The organism is Enterococcus sp. DIV1328a (assembly GCF_050536905.1).
Classification (GTDB): Bacteria; Bacillota; Bacilli; order Lactobacillales; family Enterococcaceae; genus Enterococcus; species Enterococcus faecalis.
This window is the reverse complement of record NZ_CP172912.1, coordinates 851,020-869,739: the sequence shown is the minus strand read 5'-3', so window position 1 is coordinate 869,739 and position 18,720 is coordinate 851,020. Positions and strand designations below refer to the sequence as shown.

Sequence of the window (18,720 nt, the reverse complement as noted above, 5' to 3'; positions counted from 1 at the left end):
GATTACACACTCCCTTCTGGTCGTCTAATAAAGAGATAAACACCCGCTATCACGAATGTACTAATCGCTATCAAGTAAAACCACAAGCGTCCTATGCCACCAGTTTCAGGTAAAGGAACCTTTGCTTGGTTAGTAACATCTAAAGTAATTTGATTATTCTTCTCTCCAGAAATTAAAACATCTGCTACTTTTTCCCCATCTATCGTGACTGAACCATCTTCGCGAATTATTAATTCGATTGGTTCTTTTAACCCCTGATATCCTTCTGGCGTAAAGGTTTCTGTTAGGACATATTTCCCTGGTTTTAAGTTTTCAAAAACAAAAGTATCCGTTTCTTTGCCATCTTTTGGTAATTCAATATCCGTATCTGGTCCTGTTAAACGGAATTTCGCTCCTTTAAGTGGCGTCTGATTATCGGCTTTTTTATGAACCGTTAAGTCAAAAGGTTTCAAATGATTTTGATGTGTCAGTGTCCATTCTGGCGCATTTTCTTCAATATTTTTGCCTGCATAGTGAATTTTCCCATATTTATCAACAATAAATTCATAATTTCCAGCAAGAGTGTCGTAGCCTAATGGTCCTGATTGTTCCACCATTCGATACTCACCAGGTTCACTAATTTTAAAATAGCTCAATCCTGCAGTATCTGTTTTTTGAGTTGCCACAGTTTGGTAACTTCCTTGAGCATTTTTTCTTTGCAACGCAAAAGTCGCCTCTGCTAAGTTCACTTGTTTGCCATTTTGCATGGTGTATTTTCTAATTCTGATTGGCAAAGAAGAAAATTTATTTTCAATTTCCAATGGAATAACTTGATTTGTGGTGGTCACTTCTTGTCCATCGATGCTTACTTTGCCTTGCTCATTCACCTCAATTTGCCAAGTCGTTTTCTTGCCTAACTCATGTCCTACAGGTGCTTTTACTTCAGTTAATGTATAGCGTTCCCCTTTTTGTAGGCGCACATCTTTTGGCAAGGAATAGCTACCATCTTTATTGTCCACTAATGTTGTCTGAACATTTTTACCACTCAATTCAAAGACGGCTCCCACTAAGTTTTTCTCACCTGAGGAAGAATTTTTGATTACTTTTAAATCTAATGGCTTGAATTGCTTCGTGTTTTTCCAAGTAGTATCGTCGATTTTTTCTTGACTGTAACCAGGAACTGCTAATTCACGGGTTGTTTGATAATTGAAAGCTTGTCCTTGATTATTGTATTGGGGAAGCCCAAGAACTTCTTGATAGCTTTCATCCGCGGTTTTGGAAAGTTGGGTTACATTTTTGCGATCCCAACTATTGCTGGTATCATTTTCTGGTTTTGATAATTTAATATACCCAGTTTGCCAGTTGGCTGTGTCAGTTACTTGCTTTCTACTAATTTCATAAATCACATTATCTGGCCGACTTGTTGGGTCTTGATCATACTCTTCCCAGATTTTTTTCACGTTTAACTTCACGCCGGGTGCTTTTCCAGAAGGAACCCCAAAATCAACTTTTTCAGGGGCCGTGGCTAATGGCTGAAACGTTGTCCGACCATTCATTTGATACCAAAAATCAGGTTTGAAGTTTTCTGACTCTGTTTGAATACGTACTTGATAATGAATTTGAATTTCTTGCCCTTTACCCAAATAAATCTCATTACTATTAATTGTAGCGCCTGTTAGCGACACTTCTGGTAATGTTTGAACCTGAACAGGACCCACACTTTTCATTGATAATGTATTTGGCTCGTATTTAAAAGGTTCAGCAATTGGATCAACTACTTTTCCGTTTACAACCGTTCCTGAAATCTGAACGGCTTTTTTCGCTAAATAATCAGAAATGTCTGGTGCATAATCCGCGGATTCATAATAAAGGTCTCCATTTTCATCGGCTGACACCATCTCGCGCATTTTATCTTCAACTTGTTGTTTAGATAAATTAGCTCGTGGATCGCTTTGCAATTGAATGCCCAATCCATGTATTTCAATCCCACGTTGTTTTAAGGCCATTGCCTCACCTATCGTGGCGATAAACGTACTGTTAATTCGTTTATTGATATTGTTTTGATCTGGCGCATTATAGCTACCAGAGATATAAGAAGTGCTACCTGGTTGGTCTTGTCGATTCGTAAATTGTGTCCCGTAAAAGCGACCATCCGCCTCTGTTTGAACTCGACTCACTTTATAAGAGAAGGTTGGGACGCCATCCGTTAAAAGTACAATAACTTTCTTATGTCCATTTGGCGTTGCTAACATATCACCAGCATCTCTTAATGCTTTTTGAGTGAAAGTTCCTCCTCTAGTGCTACTTGGCGTAATATTTTTAATTGGATTTTTGACTGTATCAAACGGTCCCATTTGAATGGCGTTGTTATTATAACCGTCACTTGAGTAGCCAACATAGCCCATGTTGATGTTATTGGTAATACCGCTATCTGCCAATGTATCAACAAAACGGTTCACTCCTTTTTGTACTTCACCAATCCGATTGTTTTCATTCATACTACCGGACCAGTCAACGACTAAGACCAAATCCAATGGCGTGATTTCTTTCTGAACATTCCCACGCACATTAAGATATACATCAAAAAGCCCTGGTGTTGTTGTTTCTCTAGCATATTTTCGGATGGCATAATCGGCTTGGTCTCCTGTACCGCCATACTCAATATAAGAATTTGTGCGATTAGTAGGGTCCCCATTCCAACTCGTTTGACCATCCCATTGTGTACCACCGTCTTTATTCCCTTGATGGTTTAACACATTTTGATTGCCTGTGGGCTGCCAATTAGCTGTCGGATAAGTACCAGAATTATCCGTCGTGTATTGTGGTGCAATTAAAGGTAGTGCCAGATTCGCTCTCAAAGTGGCTGGCGCTATTCTTGCTTCTGCAAATGGATTGGTTACCTCTTCTGTTGCGGTCGGCTGTTCTGTTTTTTCTGGAGCCGAATCATTTTTGTTAGTTTCTTTCGTATTTTCTGGTACAGTTATTTTTTCTGGTTCAGTTGATTCTTTAGCAGAATCCTCTACTGTTATTTTTTCAGAAGTAACTGAAACATCATATTCGTTGTTTTCATACAATAACTTAGGTGGCTGAGCTGTTTGAAGCGAACTTTGCTCAACAGCTAACGAAAGCTGTACCGGCTTTTTTACTTGTGCGTCCAAAGTCAGATAAAGCGTACCATTAGTCACTTGGTAAGAATATCCGTCTTTTTCAATTACAGCAGTATCCATGAACTGTGCATTTTTCAATTGAATTTCTCGTTGTAATGGCTGCTCTGTTTGGTTGAGAAGATTTAACTCGATATTAATATTCGTTTTATCATTCTCATCTGTTATCATTTGAGCGGATGTAATTTCAACTTCTTTGGCTGTTTCTGCATAGCCAATGAGCGGTATGAAATAGGATGAGACAAGTAAAAAGACTACGCCGAAAACCCCAAATTTCTTTAGTAATTTAATGTCTGTTCTCTCCTTTCTTTTATGAATTAACAGTTAAATTAGAATTGCCTAGCACGTAAAATTTCATTATTCTAATCTGATAATTATTATACAGAGAAGGAGCTCATTAAATCACACCAGCTTTCATACCAAGCGGTTTCATTTCTGAAATTGCGTTATTGTTTCGATGATTGTTTCATTAAAGTAAAGGACTTGGGAGGAAACAATATGATTAGGTTTTTAGAAAAAAATTATCGGAAAATGGAAGAAATCATTCGTGTCTTATCCATTTCTGATAAATGGATGACTAAAAAAGAACTTGCAAAATATATTGGTAGTTCTGAGTCTACTTTTATTCGTTATATTGAGGAGATTAAACAGCGTTGGGGCGAAAGTTTAACCATTAAAACATCGCATAAATTAGGCTATCGTTTAGAAAACTTTAATGTGTCCTTATATTTAAACGTGCTGACGGATATGGCAAAAACGTCAACGACCACCCAATTGCTCCATGAATTTATCCAAAATCCTGGCAAAACCATCGAATATTATTGCGATACCATCAATATTAGTCGCTCTTCTTTTGCTCGAAAATTGAAGCAATGTAATCAGGTCTTGGAAACTTACTCTCTTCGCGTTATCGTTGATCAAGGCTATCAATTAACTAGCCAAACAGAAGAATTGCCTTTACGTATTTTTACAACCTTTTTCTTTTTAATGTATTATGGTCATTATGAATTGCCTTATCAATTAGATAAGCAAGAAATCAAACAATTAATGCGTCGTAATCAATGCCAATTAAATATTATTAGTATGGATAACAGTTATGAACACGATTTCTTTATTATGTATTTTATTGTTGATTTATTAAGAGAGCATCAAGGCTTTCAGCAACGTTTCCAGAAAAAAACAGATAAAAAGAGTCCAATCAAAATGGAAGATTATCTTTTACTCAGTCGTCATTTTACTGGGCTCAGCCGTGAAACCTATCGGGAAGTTCTCCGGTATTTTCAAAGAGGCGCTTTTCAGCAATACTACTCCGAAGACCAAGAAGTCATCAGTCAAAGAATACGTGAAAATTTAAAATTTAATGCTTTTTCACAGATTGAACAATTAACAGAAGAAGTCGTCGACTTCGCTGTTCACTTGTTAACCTGTCTTTATTTGTTTTCTCAATTAGTGCCTTTTGACACCTCCGAATTGACACAAAGGGCCACCTTTTTCACTCGACAAATTCATTTTACTCAGCTTCACTTATATGCACGATTAAAAGCAGAATTGCATTTCTTTTCCGCTCTTTTAGAAACAAATCTATTAAACTATTCATCTTCTTATATTTTTTGGTTGCTTAATACTTTTCCAGAAATTAACCAGAGTTTCGACTCAAAAAAGATTTTGATTATTAGCGACATGGGCCTGAATCATAGTCAATATATTGGAAACTATGTCCACGATATTTTAGCTTTGCATCGGATTCGTTCAAATACGTTAGCAATTACGGAAGAACAATTAGGTGACCATCGACTCGAAGAATTTGACTTGATTATTACCAATCAACCAATTATTGAAACCAGTGTTCCAAGTATTTTAATTAATGATGCTATCTTATTTTCTAACAAAAGAGAATTGCTCGATTTATTAAACTTTTAACGTCTTAATGGTTTTCCCTATCTACCAAAAAGATAGCCCTTTTATCAAGAACCGCGTAATGTGAGGTGCCATCATACAGAAGATATTTTTATTTTTCTGAAATAAAAAAGAAAATAGGACATAAGTCATTTCGACTTATGTCCTATTTTCACTCTTAAGATAATCAGCTAAACGAAACCAGCAAATTAAATTTCTGATTGATTCACTGGCCATCTTGTGTGACTTTTACTTGGCAAAATTAATGTAATGAAGATCACTAAAGTACCGATAAAAGGAAGTAAATAGAATAAAATCCACCAGTTACTGTGGTCGCGATCATGCAATCTTCTTGCTCGAACAGTAAAGTTTGCCAACCAAATTAAAGCAGTCAGCAAGAAAAAGATAATGGTCACGGTATTCCATTCTTTAATGATTGTTCCATCATTGGGTGTTACTTCAATATATCTGTAAACGCCCGTAATTGCTGAATAAATCCCTAACACCAAATAATTAATTAATTGTGGCCACCAATATTGTGCTCGTGTTGCTGACGCATTCATTGTTGTAATATTATTCCAGTATTCTCTATACGCGTTAAACATATTATCACCCCCGCATTAACTATTACAGAAGTCTTTCGTTTTGTCAAAGAATAACGTTATTTTATGCCGCTTAATGACACGTCCATGTGCCTTCCTTAAACTCACACGAAGCTGACTTTTCAGAAGAAGGAGTTAATGAAACTAACGGTTGCTGTTGTTTTTCTTCTGCGAGAATTTTTTGAATAGTTTGGCTGATTTGTTGTTTCGGTACTGCACCATTAATTAAATATTTTTGATTAATGATTAGTGCGGGAACTCCTTGTAAACCATAAGCAGAAGCTAGCGCAAAATCTTCTTGAACCGCCGTCCAAACAGCCTCGGAAGCAACAGCTTCTTTCCATAAAGCAAAATCAATCGTTGTCTCTTTTACTAGCTCCTCAATTACTTCTGGCTCTTCAATATTTAAACTTCTCATAAATAAACCTTCTTGTAACTTATCAAACAGTACCCAATAAGTGTCTTGGTTGCCAATGTATCCAGCTGCTTTTGCTGCTAATAATGCATTCTTTGATGTTGGAAAATCAAATCGTTGCTTCCTCATCCCTTCAATATTAAAACGATGCTTTGAATCGTTTTGATTGGCATGCACCCAATGCGTCAAAACTTCTTCTTTTACTGCTGCTCGTGAGCCAAACATTGTTTCAAAATCGTTTGCGGACCACCCCAACGCAAACGACCGATGAATCAATTCAATTTCAGGAAATTCTTGTTGAATCTCATGCATGCGGTCAGACATTGGAAAACAAAAACTACAAATAACATCATGGAAAAATTCTATTTTCATCCTTACCCTCCAGTAACTCTTTTTTCAAAACAGATTGAACTAAATTTACCATTTTACTTACTAAAAGTAAACAAATGAAGCCAATTAAAAGAAAAAGATGAAACAAAATGCGCTATGGCTTTTGTCTCACCTGTTCTATCTACTTATTCTGATGTGTCCATTCCATTACCCGCTCACCATTCGTATCTAATTCACCATTAAATACAAAACCAAGTTGTTGATACAACCGAATTGCTGAGCTGTTCGTATCATAAACACTCAAGTATAGCTTGTTTGTTTGGTATTTTTCTATTAGCATTAACATTAAAAGTCGACAGGCTGCTTTCCCATAACCTTGTCCTTGGAACCGTTGATCAATTAAAAAGCGGTCTAACCAAACGCGCCCATCTTGCCAACGTCCATACATGGCATAGCCGATTAATTGATTGCCGTCATAAATACCTGCCGATTCCCATTCTGGAAATTGGTCCGATTCTTTTAGATTTTCTGCCATTGATTCAATGAAGGTTTGTTGTTCAGCGAAAACTTGTAGGTTTTCCACTGCTTTACGATTATCGTTTGTTACTTTTTCAAAATGTATTTCCATTGTTTTCACCTAATTAGTTGTTATTTTCTGCATACTTGTCTTCTTTCTTGCTTCTTATTTTAACATACTTATTTCCCTTTGCTTTCTCTAACTCTCTGTGATTATACGTTTCTCTTTTTTATGGGAAATCTTCCCTATAAATGGAGACTCTTTTCAAGAGATTTCTTTTTACACTGCCCGTTTCAAATGATATAAATGATATATAGAGTGTTTTAACTATGTGCAACATGATTAAAAGTTAACTGTTGGGGAGCAGTTAACTTTTTCTTTTTAACCACAAAAGAGAGGATCCGCTGTGAGAAATAACTGCAGTGGATGCTCCCTTTTGTATATTATTTATTTACTAGCCGATAGTTGAAAGCTTTCCCGTTACTCAGTAGTATCGATTTTGTCTTCTTGACTATCTAAAGAACGGTCAACTTTTTCGTCGTAACTTTCCATGGAATTTTCATTTTTATGTTTCTGCTTATCGACCGTTTTATCGACTTTTTCTTTCTGTCGATCAATTGTTTTTTCCATCTCTTCGCCAGCCGAGGTACAACCACTCAGTAAAAGGAAACTTGTGAATAAAAACGCTGACAAGATAACTGTTTTTCCGATTTTTGTTTTCATAAACTCACCTCTCGTTTAATTTAAAAAACGTCCCGATAAAACATTGTTTCCTTGATTAATTACTCACAATTAGCGAACGACTAAGACATTGCACAAAGCATGGTTAACCACATAATCTGTAGTAGAACCAATCAAGGTTCGTTGAATAGCACCTCTTCCCGTGGCACCTAGCACAATTAAATCTATGGCATAATTTTCAGAAATCGTGTTGGCAAGATAACGTTTTGGGCTCCCAAGCTCAACAATTTTTTTGACTGTTTTTACACCAATTTCACTCGCTTGTTTTGCCTTTTCAGTGAGCATCTCTTCTGACTTGTGTTTTTCTAAATCATACAATTCTTCAAAAGAAAATGGACTCGTCGTAAATTCAGCATCATTAATAATTGTAGCTAAATAAAGAGTAGCTTGTTCCTCTTTGGCAATCCTGACAGCTTCATGAAAAGCTTTTTCAGATTGATCTGAGCCATCAAGAGCAACCAAAATATGTTGATATACTGACATTTTATCCGCCTCCTTAACCAAATTAAGAATCAAAACTAACACAACAGCTGTGTTACATTTTAGTGGCTATCTGTTGTAATTTTTCCACGGTTAATGCTTGATAATTTGTTTCTTCAAGTAGTCCTGTTTGAATTTCAACAGAAACATCTTCCGTACATGTTTCTAAAAACATTGTGGCATAATCAAACTGTTGCTCTAAGAATGTTTCATACTCCAGTCGACAACGTAAAAATTCTTTCGCGGTATCTGAAACATGTAAACACATGCGGCGCTTATTCGCTTTCTTGGTTATCACAAAATAGGTTCCTTCTAAAATCGTGGTAATCTCTTCAATAATATACGCTGCATCTTTTACCATTCCGTCAATCCAGTCCTTTATTTGTTTTCAGTATCGTTGCTTTTTTCTTTGTCGTCACTTAACAGCTCTTTAATTTTTTCACGATTGTCGTATAACTTTTTTCCTACGCCCACTAAGGCACCACCAGCCAATAACTTTGTTAAAAAGCCGCCACTTGCGTTTGTTTTTTTGCCATGGTGTCCTTTTAAATGATGTCCCATCCTAGCCACCTCCATAATTTTTATTTCTATTACCTATGAACATTATCTCATATGTTTTCACAAAACGCACGTATAACAATAGTTTTTTAATCAAGGCTCGACCACTTTGTAAACTCATGACTTTTAATATGACGAATATCTTCAAATAAAATATGTGTATTTCCAACTTTTGCATACTCCATTGAACTCATCCCTTCAAAAACACCAACAATTGGCGGTTGAACACGGCCAAAATCATCCAAAGTATTCAATTGGATTTCTAAAACCTGGTTATTTTTTAAAGACTGCTCTAAGTATTCTTCAATTTCTTCTGTTGTCTGTTGCGGTAAGCGTTCAAACGCTCTCTTAGAATATTCGTCAGAAGCTTCGATTCCTTCTTGTAACTCCCCCAATGCAAAAGCGGTCGCCCATTTCAGTTCAAAGGGCCGATCATGGTACTCATTATAAGGTGTAAATTCTTTTTTTGTTCGTTTCATGATGTTATCCTCCTAAACCGACATTTCCTCCAGCATGTCCACCGACTAATCCTGAACGATGAATTGCCGTCGCGCCTTCCAACAAAGAAGAGGCGTGGATTAAAGCTTGAAAGCCAAATTTTTGTCGGATTTTATCAATCAGATAGTTTAACTCCATTTCACTAATTTGCTCTTCTGGTTCCGAAAATAAATCTAATTGTAAAGATTCATTCCAAACTAATTTTCCATAAGAAAGCCCTAATTGCCGGACATCGGTTCCCGCTAGATAATGTTCTCTAAAAAGGGCTAATACATAGGTAATCAAAACTTTTGTATTGTTTGTTGCAGGAATCGTTTGTTGTTTTCGCCAACCAGTTCGTCCTTCACGGTCAATTTGTCCTTTGGAATAACCAACGTAGACTGTGATACATTCCGTTTGACAATGCGCTTTTCTTAAACGAGCAGCCACTTGTTCTGTCAGTTCCTTTAAGACTAGTTCAATCTGATCTCTTCGCGCATAATCTCTCGGTAAAATCTGACTATTCCCAAATGATTTTTCAGCTTTATGTGGTGCTTTTTTTCCTAAAAAGGTACGATCAATCCCCCATGAATGAGCATACAATTGAAGCCCCATCACGCCAAATGTTTCTTGTAAAAGATGCGGATTCGCTTGCGCTAACTCATATACAGAATCAATTCCTAAACGATTCAGTCGTTTAGCCATTCTGCGACCAATCCCACAAAAATCTGTCAAAGAAGGCAACTGCCAGACAGTATCTGGTACACGATCATACCGCCATTCTGCAATAAAATCTGGCGAATGTTTGGCGCCATTGTCCAACGCCAATTTAGCCAGTAACGGATTGTCCCCTATCCCAACGGTCACATAAATACCCACATGATTATAAACGACTCTTTGGATAATCCGAGCCATCTTATAGGCGGTTTCACAATGAAAATAACTTAAAGAAGCAGTTACATCAAGAAATGATTCATCTACACTAAACACAGAGTGATCTTCATCTGCGACAAACTTTTTATATAAATTATTGATTTCTTGATTTTTTTTCATGTACAAATTCATTCGTGGCGGAACCACATATAAATCAGGATGAGCGGGCACTTGATTTTTACGCGTAACATTTGAAACACCTAAAACTTTTTTTGCCATTGGCGATGCTGATAAAACTAATCCCCCCGCATTTTCGGCATTACTCATCACTACTAACATCGTTTTCAACGGATCTAACCCACGTTCTGCGCATTCTACACTAGCGTAAAAACTTTTGCAATCAATACAAAGAATATCGCGACTAGGTTCTTTTTCATAATCAAATTTCACAAACATCACCTCACTTGCAAAATCATTATACGAACAAACGTTCGATTAATCAAGCGAACACTGTTTATTTTTTTTGTTTTTTTCAAGAACGGTCGGTGATCAAAAAAAATAAGTATTCGGAATTTTTATATTCCAAATACTTATTTTTTCTTTTACATCTTATTTCGATTTAAAAATAACGATAAAAAGCCCGTTCCTAACAGAATTACTGCTGAAACATAATAAGGGAAAAAGTGATTGATATCAAATAAAGCTCCTGCTGCCATTGGTCCTAAAATATTACCAAAACTTGTAAATGTCGAATTTAGTCCGTTGATGGTTCCTTGTTGATCTCCAGCATGTTTGGATAAATAAGTAGTTACTGCTGGTCTAAACAAGTCAAACGCTAAAAAGACAATAAACGTTGAAAATACAACAACTAAATTATTTTTTGTAAAGGCAATCACGGCAATAAAAATGGCACTTGCAAAAAAGGTTAATTGGATTAAACCCATTTCACCTATTTTTTGGACGATTGCATCAAAGAAAAACAACTGACAAATCAACGCTAAAATACCACTAACCGTAATCACGATTGCTATTTCACTTGTGGTAAAGCCAAAATTAATGGTCGCCATAATACTATAAATAGATTCGAACGCTTGCAGGCCAAAAGAGGAAATTAAGATAATCACAAATAATGAGGTAAACATTGGATTTCTTAAAATATCCATAAATGAACCTTTTTTCGCTTCAACAGCGGCTAAAATTCGTTTCTCTGGCTCCTTCAAAACAGTTAATGTCAAAATAAAACCAATAAACGCTAAAAATGCGGCCGCAAAAAACGGGGCGCGAATACCTAAATAAGCAATAAAACCACCAACTCCTGGTCCGATAATAAAACCACCACTAATTGCAGCTGACACAAGTCCCATCGCTTTCGGACGTTCAGAAATCGTGGTCATATCTGCCACAAAGGCTGTCACTGACGGCATTAATAAAGCGGCGGCAATCCCACCTAAACCACGAGAAATATAAAAACCGCTTTTCGCTTGGGCTAAACCAAATAATAACTCAGAAATTGAAAACACCAACATGCCCGTTGCAATCATTTTTTTCCGACCAATTTTATCCGAAAGGACACCTGCGATTGGCGATGTGATTAATTGGGCAATCGCAAAAATAGAAATCATCATTCCCATTGTGGTACCAGAAAAATGCATTTCTTCTTTTAATTGGGGAATTACGGGAATGACTAGGCCTACGCCTAGAAAAACAAGAAATAAGTTAGAAATTGCTAAGTACATCATACTATTTTTTTTCGTCATAATTTGCCTCCTCCATAAAAAAACAGCCATCAAAAATGGCTATTTCTGTTTCTTTGTATGTACTTTCTTTGACAGTGTTTCGGCTGAAACACTCGTTGAGTCATTGAGATACATTTTACACTAATTCGCTGAAAATTTCACTAGTTTTTACTTATTTTTTTAAAGGAAATTGTTATTTTTTAAAGACATAACTTAAGTATCCAAGTATTTAATGAATCGCTTTTGTTTTTTATCAGAAACATAGCCAATGTGTTCATAAAATTGATGTGCTGCTGTACGCTGTTCCCCTGAATTTAAGCGAATCGCAGACAAGTTATACTTTTTAGCTTCCGTTTCTAGTTTCATCATTAATTGTTTGCCAATTCCACGGCCTTCTGCTTCTTTTGCCACTGCTAATCCCAGAACGTTCAATAACGTTTGGGAATAAATTGTTTCATACAGTTGCGCATGCACATAGCCTAAAATCTTGCCTGTCTTCGTTTCTTCATAAACATATAAAAACTCTCTGTCACTGGCTAGTAGTAATTTCTCAATCTGTTTACAGGTCACGTCAACGGGAACTTCATAGCCCAATTGTTCTTTATTAATGATAGTTAACGCCGCTGCATCTGTTGGCTTCATTTTTCTAATCAAGGGTAACAACCTCCTAAATGATATTTATAGAGTATTACTTTAGCTACTCTATAGTTTTTTCGATAAATAAAGAACTAACTCATCATCATTAACACACCGTTCGTTTGGTTTCAGCTGCTTATTTTGAAACCAGACTCCTGAACCATCTGGCACATATCCTTGTTTGATATATAATCTTTGCGCTGCACCATAACCAGGATGCAGGCCTACTCCCAAAGAAACAGTATCTGCATAACTTTTGGCAACATTTTCTGCACGATTTAATAATAACCGCCCCACTCCTTGTTTTTGAAATGGCAAGAATACATTGAAATCAGCTATTTCAGGATATAAATTTTTAAAAGGTCCTTCCTTAGCTAATGGCAGTAACGTCACATACCCTAACAGCGTTGCCTTTTTCTCCGCTACAAAAACCGTTCGTTGCTTGACTAATTGTTCTTCTAAATAGTTCATTAAAATCTCTTGGCGACTTGGCCAACCTTGTTGGACAAATTGAGTATCCAGCGCTAAGATATCTTTCTCTTGCATTTCTCTAATAACTACTAGCTCAGACATTAGCATTTCCTCCCGAAAAGCGTTTTCATTTTATAAAACGAAGCGAATAATTCTTCGCTCCCTTATTCATTTTCAAAAACCATCGAGTTGATGATATTTGGGCAAAACAGCAACACATGTTTCTTCTGAATTAACAGCAATAACGAACCCTTGCCATAAGGACCACGTCACCGTTTCACCTAATTTCTCTTTCACTCGTTGAATCATTTCAGCTTGCGTTAAGTCTCGTGCAGGAAAATGTTGAACTTTATCGTTACTGATTAAAAAAATAAATGATTCTGAAAAAGCTGTCATGACTTCAGGTGGTAAATTTTTTAATCGTTCTTGGTAATCCATTGAAACCACTCCTTCTTTTTTATCATACCACAACATCCATTTCTCTAAAAAGCGCAGCACTTACTACTGAATATCTGCTAAAATTTGCCTGATAATCTGCTTTTCAGACAGTTGTTCAGATAACCGCTGTTCTCCCGCAAGCCCTAAATAATCTTCTGGTAGCCACCAACGTTTCATTTCCACGACACCAAATTCTTGATTCTTGTTTCTCTGGCTATGTCTTTTCACCGTTTCTTCAAAAGAAAGATCAAAATAATAAACCTGAACATTTCCTTCAAAGAGATGGATTATTTCCTGGAAAAAGGAATGATAAATGGCTTTTTGAAAAATCCCTTCAACAATCACATACTGGCATTCTTGATAACCAAAAGCTACCAACTGTTTTAACAAAGCAATACTTAGATTACCTGTTTCATCTTTAACACGAAGCATTTCTCTGCGCACCACATCTTGAGAAATCAATAACGATTGTTCTTTAAGACACTGATGAAGCGCTTTAGCTATCGTTGTTTTACCACTACCAGAATTACCACGTAAAATAATTAATTTCGGTTGCATCTGTTTCCCTCCATTTTCTTGATTGTTGAAAACCAGCAGAAAAGAGCAAAAAACTTGGAAAAAACTCTCCAAGTTTTGCTGTTATTTTGATGAATGTTTCGTTGAATCTCGCTGAATGAATTCCGTTCCGACAATAATTTTTCTAGGAACTGGTGGGGTATTCAAGCATAACTCTTTCATTGTCTCAACGGCTAGCTCACCCATCCATTCAGTATGAACTTTAACTGTTGTTAATGTTGGTGAAACATATTTTGCGACACTAATATCATTAAAACCAATGATAGAAATATCTTCTGGCACACGAATGGCTGCTTCTTGTAACGCCCGCATTGCACCAATCGCCAATGTATCACTTGCAGCGAAAAAAGCGGTTGGACGAGTGTCCGCTTCTTCAATAAAGTCTTTCATCGCTTGATAGCCTTCTTCAACAGAAAAAGCTGCTTCGACAACCCATTCTTGATGATAAAGGTCCAGATCTTTTAAGGTTTCTTTAAAAGCGACAAAACGTGGATCAACCAATGCCACGTGGGACTCTTTCGTATATTCTTGCCCAGAAAGCATACCAATTTTCTGATGCCCTTGCGCCAAAAATTCTTGCACAATTGTTTTAACACTTCCAGTAAAATCAACAACAATGGAGTTTTGGCCAAAAACCATTGCATCAAAGTCTACAAATAGAAGAGGTGCGCCTAAGGCGGCTAAGGCCGCCACTTGCTTTTCATCAAATTTTCCTAGGGCAATTGTCCCATCAAATCTTTTTTGAGACAGGTTTGTCAGAGATTCTTTGACTAAAAGAAAACCCAATTCCTCTGCCCGCTTTTCAACACCTAAACGAATCGATAAATAGTAAATATCATCCAGTTCTTCTGGATCACTGAACCATTGGACAAACCGAATTTTCTTTTTGCCTGCTTGTTTTTTTCTGGCTCGCTTTTTATAATTTAACGTTTCTGCTGTTTCAAATATTTTCTTCTTCGTTTCATCACTAACTGATAATGTTTCATCATAGTTCAAAACTCTCGAAACTGTCGCTGAAGAAACACCGACTTGCTCTGCTATATCTTTAATGGTTACGATGTTCCTCACCTCAAACTAATCATTTTCTATACATTGAATAAATCGTTCAAAAGCACGACGGCCTTCTTCATCACGTTTAAAGACGCCGGCATCTGTTAAAATTTGAACAAAAATTGTCCCAATTCCTTGTTGGATCACTTCTTTGACATTGGCTTCAGTGATGGTTTGCTGACTGAGTTCATCCGCCCAAGCTCGATGACTTTCAGCAATTTGATTGGGTTGCTTTAATAAATACTTTTCGACTTCTTTTAATTCTTGTGCCAGCCTTGGTGGCAAAATAGCTAGTCCCATTACTTCAATTAAGCCAATATTTTCTTTCTTAATATGTTGTACTTCTGGATGTGGATGAAAAATGCCATCTGGAAATTCCTCCGAAACATTATTATCTCGTAAAACTAAATCCAATTCAAATAATGACCCTTTGCGTCGAGCAATTGGCGTAATCGTATGATGCGGTGTACCATCTTCTGAATAGGCCCGAACTGAGACTCGTTCATCAGAATAATTGCGCCATTTGGTCAAAATTAATTCGGCCGCCTCAACTAGTTCCTCTTGACGATCACTTTGAAGACGAATCACAGACATCGGCCATTTTAAAATACCCGCAGTTATCTCAGGATATTTTTTCAAAGAAAATCTTTTTTCCATTGGTGCTAAATCCATTGGAAATGTATGACGTCCTGCTTGGTAATGATCATGAGATAAAATAGAACCACCAACAATTGGCAAATCTGCATTAGAGCCCACAAAATATTCAGGGAATAACTCCGTAATTTTAAGGAGCCGCTGGAACGTTTTTTTCTCGATTTTCATTTCTCGATGTTGTTGGTCCAAGAAAATCGCATGCTCATTATAGTAAGCATATGGCGAATATTGAAAGCCCCAAGCTTCGTCCTCTAAATTTAGTCGGATAATCCGATGGTTTGTCCGTGCTGGATAATTCACACGGCCATAATAGCCTTCATTCTCCATACATAACATACACGCTGGATATTTTTTTTGACTCATTTTCTTTTCAGCCAAAATTTTTCGAGCATCCTTTTCTGGCTTCGATAAGTTAATGGTAATTTCTAGTTTACCATAGGGTGAGTCCATTGGGAAAATAATATTTTTGGCGATTGCTTTCGTTTTAATGTAGTTATTCGTTTTACATAACTGATAAAAATAATCCGTTGCTTTTCGTGGAGACTCTTGATAATAATCCATAAACTTCCGATTAATGATGGTTGGGGTCGGCGTAATAAAATCCATTAACTCCGCTTCTAGTTGTTCTGCTTCCGTGATTGAGTCATCGATTCGGTGATTGGCTTGTGCAATGTTTAAAAGATGTTCCACCACACGCAACGGTTCTTGCTCACAAGCAACCGCTTCTGGTTGTTCAAAAAAATCACAGCCAACTAGTTTGGCAATCCGATTCGTCAAATAATAGCGGTCTGTTTCCGTCCAATCGCCATTTTCTATGATTATCTCTACAAATGCAGCAATCCATTTACTACTTTCTTTCATCATCTGATGTTCTCCTATTCATTATAGCCTTGAGGATGTTTCACATGCCATTGCCAAGCGGTGGCGATAATGTCCTTGACCTCAGTTACTTCTGGTTGCCAGCCTAAAACTCGTTTGGCTTTTTCACTAGAAGCAATTAACGTACTAGGATCCCCTGCTCGGCGTGGCGCGATTGTCGCAGGAATTTCTTGACCTGTCACTTCGCGAGCAGCATCTAACATTTCTTTAACAGAATAGCCGTTGTTGCTTCCCAAGTTAAAGACGTCACTTTCGCCGCCATTTTTCAAATATTCTAAAGCCAAAATATGTGCTGCAATCAAGTCTTCAATATAAACATAATCTCGAATGCACGTGCCATCTGGTGTATCATAATCATCCCCAAAAATACTTAGCTCTGCTCGTTGGCCCAATGCCACTTGTAAAATAATTGGCACAATATGCGTTTCTGGCGTGTGATCCTCACCAATTGAGGCATCTTTTTTTGCTCCTGCAACATTAAAATAACGCAAAGCAACATATTTCATTCCATAAGCGTTGTCGCACCATTTCATGATTTTTTCCATCATTAATTTACTTTCCCCATACGGATTTTTAGGATTCGTTGGGGTTTCTTCTGTAATAGGCATTGCTTTTGGTTCGCCATAAGTGGCCGCTGTGGAAGAAAAAACAATGTGTTTCACTCCGAATTCTTGCATGACTTCCAAGGCAATTTGAGTGCCGTGAACATTGTTATTGAAATACATTAACGGTTTCTCCACGGATTCTCCTACTAAAGAATTGGCCGCAAAGTGCAACACCCCTTCAATTGATTCCTTTTCAAAGACACTACGTAAAAAAGCTTTATCACGAATATCGCCTTCATAGAAAGTCGCTTGTTCATGAACTGCTGAACGATGCCCCGTTAATAAATTATCAACAACCACAACGGCATATCCTTTTGAAATTAATTGATCGACGGCATGTGAGCCGATGTAGCCTGCGCCACCTAATACTAAAATAGACATTTAAAGCCTTCCTTTCTAAAATAACTTTCTGGCACCGTCATCAATTGATGCAGGATAAAAATCAGCAGCATAGCCAATTTTATCTTGATAACTCTGGCCAACAGCTTCAATAAATGCATCTATATTTTGCTTTGGTACCAAAGCAATACTACAACCGCCAAACCCTGCACCAGTCATCCGTGCGCCCAAAACGCCTGGTTGTTCTTGCGCACAAGCCACTAAGGTATCCAACTCAATGCCAGTTACTTCGTAATCTTCTTTTAGCGAACGATGTGAGGCATTTAATAATAAGCCAAATTCTTCCAAATCCCCTTCAGTTAGCGCTTGTTTTGCCAATAAAGTTCGTTCATTTTCTGTGACGGCATGACGCGCTCGTTTAATCAACGTTGGATCTCCAATCAATGCTTGATATTGGTCAAATGTCTCGCTGTCTAATTCACCTAAAAATTCAATAGATAACTCTTTTTGAAGCAAACGAACGGCTTCTTCGCATTCTGCACGACGTTCATTATATTTTGAATCTGCTAATTCACGGCGTTTGTTAGTATTCATAATGACAATCGTATACTCACCTAATTTGGCGGGAACCATTTCATAGTGCATATTATTGGTATCTAGTAGAATAGCTTGATCTTTTTCTCCCATTCCTACGGCAAATTGGTCCATAATTCCCGAATTAACGCCAATAAATTCATTCTCCACTTTTTTACCGATTTGCACCAACTCAAGCATTGGACAGTGTAAAGCATATAAATCATTACAGATCGTCCCCATTAAAAGTTCAATAGAAGCAGAAGAAGACAAGCCAGCACCATTAGGAATCGTACCGTAGAAGAGCACATCTAAGCCAGAATCAATATTGTGTCCGCTTTCAATCAAGTAATTTAAAACGCCTTTCGGATAATTTGCCCAATCATCTGAATCTGAATAGGTTAAATCTTCTAATGAAAATTCGATGAGACCAACCTCTTTAAAATTATCAGAAAACATTCGAATTTTTTGGTCGTCTCTTTTTCTTGCCACACCAAATGTCCCTAAAGTAATAGCCGCTGGGAAAACATGACCGCCATTGTAATCTGTATGTTCACCAATCAAATTAATTCTTCCAGGGGCAAAATAACAGGCTGTCCCTTTCTCACCAAATATTTCTACAAATCGATTCATTAACAGTTCTTCCATCACTAATCGCTCCTTTCACTAGTAAACAAATTGTATAATATTTACTAAACTTTTGCAAATATTTACTTAACATTTTCTTGATT

Annotated in this window: 20 protein-coding genes; 1 reads left to right on the top strand and 19 read right to left on the bottom strand. The window is 37.0% G+C overall.

All coding sequences use genetic code 11. The annotated features are described in order from the left end of the window. Positions 1-2: 2 nt before the first annotated feature. Positions 3-3,467: an endocarditis and biofilm-associated pilus tip protein EbpA gene (gene ebpA, locus IGL93_RS04270; protein ID WP_148376489.1), complete on the bottom strand. Its 3,465-nt coding sequence runs from the start codon at positions 3,465-3,467 to the stop codon at positions 3-5. 174 nt (positions 3,468-3,641) lie between these two features. Here ebpA and IGL93_RS04265 point away from each other — a divergent pair, with 174 nt between their 5' ends. After that, positions 3,642-5,063 carry a helix-turn-helix domain-containing protein gene (locus IGL93_RS04265; protein ID WP_002382000.1) on the top strand — a complete coding sequence of 474 codons (1,422 nt, stop codon included), beginning with the start codon at positions 3,642-3,644 and terminating at the stop codon, positions 5,061-5,063. A 185-nt stretch (positions 5,064-5,248) separates the two neighbouring features. On the opposite strand, the gene IGL93_RS04260 is transcribed toward IGL93_RS04265, so the two are convergent. The 18 genes from IGL93_RS04260 to IGL93_RS04175 all read right to left on the bottom strand — a co-directional run bounded on the left by IGL93_RS04260 (position 5,249) and on the right by IGL93_RS04175 (position 18,637). Continuing rightward, positions 5,249-5,644: a DUF805 domain-containing protein gene (locus IGL93_RS04260; protein ID WP_002358131.1), complete on the bottom strand. Its 396-nt coding sequence runs from the start codon at positions 5,642-5,644 to the stop codon at positions 5,249-5,251. Between the two features lie 70 nt (positions 5,645-5,714). Beyond that, positions 5,715-6,428: a DsbA family oxidoreductase gene (locus IGL93_RS04255; RefSeq protein ID WP_002375225.1), complete on the bottom strand. Its 714-nt coding sequence runs from the start codon at positions 6,426-6,428 to the stop codon at positions 5,715-5,717. A gap of 139 nt (positions 6,429-6,567) precedes the next feature. Beyond that, positions 6,568-7,014, bottom strand: coding sequence for a GNAT family N-acetyltransferase (locus IGL93_RS04250; RefSeq protein ID WP_010713539.1), 447 nt, complete (start codon positions 7,012-7,014; stop codon positions 6,568-6,570). 369 nt (positions 7,015-7,383) lie between these two features. Continuing rightward, on the bottom strand, positions 7,384-7,626 hold the full coding sequence (locus IGL93_RS04245) for a hypothetical protein (protein WP_002358134.1): 243 nt from the start codon (positions 7,624-7,626) through the stop codon (positions 7,384-7,386). Between the two features lie 69 nt (positions 7,627-7,695). Continuing rightward, positions 7,696-8,127 (bottom strand): universal stress protein, encoded by a 432-nt coding sequence (locus IGL93_RS04240; RefSeq protein ID WP_002391595.1) that lies wholly within the window; start codon positions 8,125-8,127, stop codon positions 7,696-7,698. A gap of 52 nt (positions 8,128-8,179) precedes the next feature. Further along, entirely contained in the window at positions 8,180-8,485 is a 306-nt protein-coding gene (locus IGL93_RS04235; RefSeq protein ID WP_002358136.1) for a hypothetical protein, read from the bottom strand. Between the two features lie 17 nt (positions 8,486-8,502). Further along, entirely contained in the window at positions 8,503-8,700 is a 198-nt protein-coding gene (locus IGL93_RS04230) for a hypothetical protein (protein ID WP_002375234.1), read from the bottom strand. Positions 8,701-8,771: 71 nt separating this feature from the next. Then, on the bottom strand, positions 8,772-9,161 hold the full coding sequence (locus tag IGL93_RS04225; RefSeq protein WP_010775718.1) for a hypothetical protein: 390 nt from the start codon (positions 9,159-9,161) through the stop codon (positions 8,772-8,774). Between the two features lie 4 nt (positions 9,162-9,165). Next, positions 9,166-10,488 (bottom strand): Y-family DNA polymerase, encoded by a 1,323-nt coding sequence (locus tag IGL93_RS04220; RefSeq protein ID WP_002386016.1) that lies wholly within the window; start codon positions 10,486-10,488, stop codon positions 9,166-9,168. Positions 10,489-10,634: 146 nt separating this feature from the next. Next, positions 10,635-11,789 carry a multidrug efflux MFS transporter EmeA gene (gene emeA, locus IGL93_RS04215; RefSeq protein ID WP_002358140.1) on the bottom strand — a complete coding sequence of 385 codons (1,155 nt, stop codon included), beginning with the start codon at positions 11,787-11,789 and terminating at the stop codon, positions 10,635-10,637. 192 nt (positions 11,790-11,981) lie between these two features. Further along, on the bottom strand, positions 11,982-12,422 hold the full coding sequence (locus IGL93_RS04210) for a GNAT family N-acetyltransferase (RefSeq protein WP_002388826.1): 441 nt from the start codon (positions 12,420-12,422) through the stop codon (positions 11,982-11,984). 48 nt (positions 12,423-12,470) lie between these two features. After that, the gene (locus IGL93_RS04205; protein WP_002384748.1) at positions 12,471-12,983 is read right to left on the bottom strand and encodes a GNAT family N-acetyltransferase; all 513 of its coding nucleotides are present in this window, start codon (positions 12,981-12,983) and stop codon (positions 12,471-12,473) included. A gap of 66 nt (positions 12,984-13,049) precedes the next feature. After that, positions 13,050-13,349 (bottom strand): hypothetical protein, encoded by a 300-nt coding sequence (locus IGL93_RS04200; protein WP_025186579.1) that lies wholly within the window; start codon positions 13,347-13,349, stop codon positions 13,050-13,052. A 27-nt stretch (positions 13,350-13,376) separates the two neighbouring features. Beyond that, complete coding sequence (locus tag IGL93_RS04195; protein WP_025192668.1) at positions 13,377-13,943, bottom strand: kinase; 567 nt, start codon at positions 13,941-13,943, stop codon at positions 13,377-13,379. 9 nt (positions 13,944-13,952) lie between these two features. Then, complete coding sequence (locus IGL93_RS04190) at positions 13,953-14,957, bottom strand: LacI family DNA-binding transcriptional regulator (protein ID WP_010713545.1); 1,005 nt, start codon at positions 14,955-14,957, stop codon at positions 13,953-13,955. A 6-nt stretch (positions 14,958-14,963) separates the two neighbouring features. Continuing rightward, a complete protein-coding gene (gene galT / locus IGL93_RS04185; RefSeq protein WP_025192667.1) occupies positions 14,964-16,454 on the bottom strand; it encodes a UDP-glucose--hexose-1-phosphate uridylyltransferase in 1,491 nt (496 codons plus the stop codon). A gap of 14 nt (positions 16,455-16,468) precedes the next feature. Continuing rightward, a complete protein-coding gene (gene galE / locus IGL93_RS04180) occupies positions 16,469-17,458 on the bottom strand; it encodes a UDP-glucose 4-epimerase GalE (protein ID WP_002361578.1) in 990 nt (329 codons plus the stop codon). A 15-nt stretch (positions 17,459-17,473) separates the two neighbouring features. Further along, entirely contained in the window at positions 17,474-18,637 is a 1,164-nt protein-coding gene (locus IGL93_RS04175) for a galactokinase (protein ID WP_010775714.1), read from the bottom strand. Positions 18,638-18,720: the final 83 nt, after the last annotated feature.